Source organism: uncultured Maricaulis sp., from assembly GCF_905480005.1.
Lineage (GTDB): Bacteria > Pseudomonadota > Alphaproteobacteria > Caulobacterales > Maricaulaceae > Maricaulis.
This window is the reverse complement of record NZ_CAJQOO010000131.1, coordinates 1-3,254: the sequence shown is the minus strand read 5'-3', so window position 1 is coordinate 3,254 and position 3,254 is coordinate 1. Positions and strand designations below refer to the sequence as shown.

At 60.8% G+C, this 3,254-nt stretch carries 7 protein-coding genes; all 7 read left to right on the top strand.

Annotated features, from left to right (window positions below; genetic code table 11):
• Nucleotides 1-402 (top strand): 50S ribosomal protein L4 (gene rplD / locus QZ266_RS12010; protein WP_295695481.1); only part of this gene is annotated, 402 nt, incomplete at its 5' end.
• A 1-nt stretch (nt 403) separates the two neighbouring features.
• Complete coding sequence (locus QZ266_RS12005; protein WP_295695479.1) at nt 404-700, top strand: 50S ribosomal protein L23; 297 nt, start codon at nt 404-406, stop codon at nt 698-700.
• A gap of 1 nt (nt 701) precedes the next feature.
• Nucleotides 702-1,538, top strand: coding sequence for a 50S ribosomal protein L2 (rplB, locus tag QZ266_RS12000; protein ID WP_295695477.1), 837 nt, complete (start codon nt 702-704; stop codon nt 1,536-1,538).
• A gap of 10 nt (nt 1,539-1,548) precedes the next feature.
• Nucleotides 1,549-1,827, top strand: a complete 279-nt coding sequence (rpsS, locus tag QZ266_RS11995) for a 30S ribosomal protein S19 (protein WP_271185310.1) — start codon at nt 1,549-1,551, stop codon at nt 1,825-1,827.
• 3 nt (nt 1,828-1,830) lie between these two features.
• A complete protein-coding gene (gene rplV / locus QZ266_RS11990; RefSeq protein ID WP_295695473.1) occupies nt 1,831-2,211 on the top strand; it encodes a 50S ribosomal protein L22 in 381 nt (126 codons plus the stop codon).
• Nucleotides 2,211-2,915: a 30S ribosomal protein S3 gene (gene rpsC, locus QZ266_RS11985; RefSeq protein WP_295695471.1), complete on the top strand. Its 705-nt coding sequence runs from the start codon at nt 2,211-2,213 to the stop codon at nt 2,913-2,915. The genes rplV and rpsC overlap by 1 nt, the downstream gene beginning before the upstream one ends.
• 11 nt (nt 2,916-2,926) lie before the next feature.
• Nucleotides 2,927-3,254 (top strand): 50S ribosomal protein L16 (gene rplP / locus QZ266_RS11980; protein WP_295695469.1); only part of this gene is annotated, 328 nt, incomplete at its 3' end.

Genomic DNA, 3,254 nt, shown 5'->3' with positions numbered 1-3,254 from the left:
TCTGCTCCGCAATTCGTCGGCGGCGGCAAGGCTCACGGTCCTCGCGTCCGCAGCCACGCCCACGAGCTTCCCAAAAAGGTTCGTGCGCTCGGCCTGCGCCATGCGCTGTCGGCCAAGCTTGGTGCCAAGTCGCTGATCGTCATCGACGATGCCGCGCTTGACGCCCCGCAGACCAAGGCGCTTCGCACGTCCTTTGAAGGTCTGGGCATTTCCAATGCCCTGGTCATCTCGGGCGCCGAAGTGAACGAGAATTTTGCCAAGGCGGCTCGCAACCTGCCATGCATCGACGTGCTGCCCGCCCAGGGCCTCAACGTCTATGACATGCTGCGTCGCGACACCCTGGTGCTGACGAAGGCTGCCGTGGAACAGATCCACGCCCGCCTCAGCGCGAAGGAGGCATAAGATGTCGGCTGCTGCGCGCCATTACGATACGATCCTGAGCCCGGTGATCACCGAAAAGTCGACCCTGCTCTCGGAAGAGAACAAGGTGGTCTTCTTCGTTCCGCTCTCTGCCAACAAGACCGAGATCGCTGCGGCGGTCGAGAAGCTCTTCAAGGTGAAGGTGACGGATGTGAACACCATCAAGGTTCACGGAAAGACCAAGCGCTTCCGGGGTGTGCCCGGTCGTCGCAATGACCAGAAGAAAGCGGTCGTGACTCTCGAAGAGGGTCACTCGATCGACGTGACGACGGGTCTGTAAGATGGCTTTGAAAACATTCAAACCGACCTCTCCGGGCCGCCGTGCCCTCGTGCTGGTGGATCGCTCCGCCCTGCACAAGGGACGCCCTGAGAAGACACTGGTCGAAGGCCTCACCAAGAGCGGTGGGCGCAACAATATGGGTCGCATCACGGCCCGCCGGCGTGGCGGTGGCGCGAAGCGTCTCTATCGCCTGGTCGATTTCAAGCGCCGCAAGTGGGACGTACCCGCGACCGTCGAGCGTCTGGAATACGATCCGAACCGGACGGCTTTCATCGCCCTCATCAAGTATGAGGACGGCGAAAAGGCCTACATCCTGGCTCCGCAGCGTCTTTCCGAAGGCGATACGGTCATCGCGTCTGCCAAGGCCGATGTGAAGCCGGGCAATGCCATGCCGCTGAAGACCGTGCCGGTTGGTACGATCCTTCACAATGTCGAGATGAAGCCGGAGAAGGGTGGTCAGATCGCTCGTTCCGCCGGTGCCTATGTTCAGCTTGTCGGCCGCGACGCCGGCTACGCCCAGATCCGTCTGGCTTCTGGCGAGCTGCGCATGGTCTCGGACAAGTGCATGGCGACGGTCGGTGCGGTGTCAAACCCGGACCACCTCAACATCAACCTCGGCAAGGCCGGTCGCAATCGCCATCTCGGCAAGCGTCCGTCTGTTCGCGGCGTTGTCATGAACCCGGTCGATCACCCGCATGGTGGTGGTGAAGGTCGTACCTCTGGTGGTCGCCATCCGGTGACCCCATGGGGCAAGCCGACCAAGGGTGCCAAGACGCGCAAGAACAAGTCGACCGACAAGTTCATCATCCGCTCGCGCCACGAGCGCAAGAAGCGATAGGGAGCAGACGATGCCTCGCTCTGTCTGGAAAGGTCCGTTCGTCGACGGCTATCTGCTGAAAAAAGCGGAAAAGTCGCACGAGGGCGGACGCAAGCAAGCGATCAAGACCTGGTCGCGCCGTTCTACCATCATGCCGCAATTCGTGGGCCTGACATTCCAGGTTCACAACGGCAACAAGTTCGTGCCTGTGCTCGTGACCGAAGACATGGTCGGCCACAAGCTCGGTGAATTCGCCCCGTCGCGGACCTACTACGGTCACGCCGCGGACAAAAAAGCCAAGCGGAGATAAGCGATGGGACAGTCTGCCAATCCCCGTCGCGTCGCTGACAATGAAGCGCGCGCCAAGCTGCGGATGATCCGCACCAGCCCGCAAAAGCTGAACCTTGTTGCCGCACTCATTCGCGGCAAAAAGGTCGAGCGTGCCCTGGCCGATCTGGAATTTTCGCGCAAGCGGATCTCCATTGAAGTCAAGAAGACCCTCGAGTCCGCGATTGCCAATGCCGAGAATAATCACGGCCTCGACATCGACAGCCTTGTCGTGTCGGAAGCCTTTGTCGGCAAGAACCTGGTCATGAAGCGCTTTCGGGCTCGTGCACGCGGTCGCGGTGCGAAGATCCTGAAGCCGTTTTCCGAGCTCACCATCGTGGTGCGCGAAGTCGAGGAGGCCGCCTGATGGGTCAGAAAGTCAATCCGATCGGTCTGCGCCTTGGCGTCAACCGCACCTGGGAATCCCGTTGGTATGCCGGCGCTGGTGAATACGCCAAGCTGCTCCACGAGGACATCAACATCCGGAAGATGCTCAAGCAGCGTCTGAAGAATGCCAGCGTGTCGAAGATCGTCATCGAGCGCCCGCACAAGAAGTGCCGCGTCACTGTTCACACGGCCCGTCCGGGTGTGGTGATCGGCAAGAAGGGTTCGGACATCGAGACGCTCCGCAAGGAGTTGTCGAAAATGGTCGACGGCGAGGTTTTCCTGAACCTCGTTGAAGTGCGCAAGCCGGAAATCGACGCGACCCTGGTGGCCGAGTCCATCGCCCAGCAACTCGAGCGCCGTGTGGCTTTCCGCCGCGCAATGAAGCGTTCGATGCAGTCGGCGATGCGCATGGGCGCCAAGGGCTGCAAGATCGTCTGCGGTGGTCGTCTCGGCGGTGCGGAAATTGCCCGCACCGAGCAGTATAATGAGGGCTCCGTCCCGCTTCATACGCTGCGCGCCGACATCGATTACGGAACCGCCGAAGCCAAGACCGCGATGGGTATCATCGGTATCAAGGTCTGGATTTACAAAGGCGAGATCATGGAACATGACCCGAATGCCCAGGAGCGTCGTCTCCAGGAGTCGGGTGAGCAGCGCGCCCGTTCGGGCCGCCAAGCCGCGTAAGGAATTCAGCCATGCTGCAACCGAAACGCACGAAATTCCGCAAGGCGCACAAAGGCCGTATCAAGGGTGCTGCGAAGGGTGGCTATACGCTGAACTTCGGCTCCTACGGCCTCAAGGCGCTCCAGCCGGAACGCGTTACCGCGCGTCAGATCGAAGCCACGCGTCGGGCGATTACTCGCCACATGAAGCGTGCAGGTCGCGTGTGGATCCGCATCTTCCCGGACGTACCGGTTTCCAAGAAACCGACCGAAGTCCGGATGGGTAAAGGTAAGGGCTCGCCCGAGTTTTGGGCTTGCAAGGTCAAACCTGGCCGCATCATGTTCGAGATCGACGGTGTTC

Bases quoted from the DNA above. Each gene is read 5' to 3' on its own strand.
- rplB (WP_295695477.1), top strand. From the start codon at position 702: ATGGCTTTGAAAACATTCAAACCGACCTCTCCGGGCCGCCGTGCCCTC.
- QZ266_RS12005 (WP_295695479.1), top strand. From the start codon at position 404: ATGTCGGCTGCTGCGCGCCATTACGATACGATCCTGAGCCCGGTGATC.
- rpsC (WP_295695471.1), top strand. From the start codon at position 2,211: ATGGGTCAGAAAGTCAATCCGATCGGTCTGCGCCTTGGCGTCAACCGC.
- rplV (WP_295695473.1), top strand. From the start codon at position 1,831: ATGGGACAGTCTGCCAATCCCCGTCGCGTCGCTGACAATGAAGCGCGC.
- rpsS (WP_271185310.1), top strand. From the start codon at position 1,549: ATGCCTCGCTCTGTCTGGAAAGGTCCGTTCGTCGACGGCTATCTGCTG.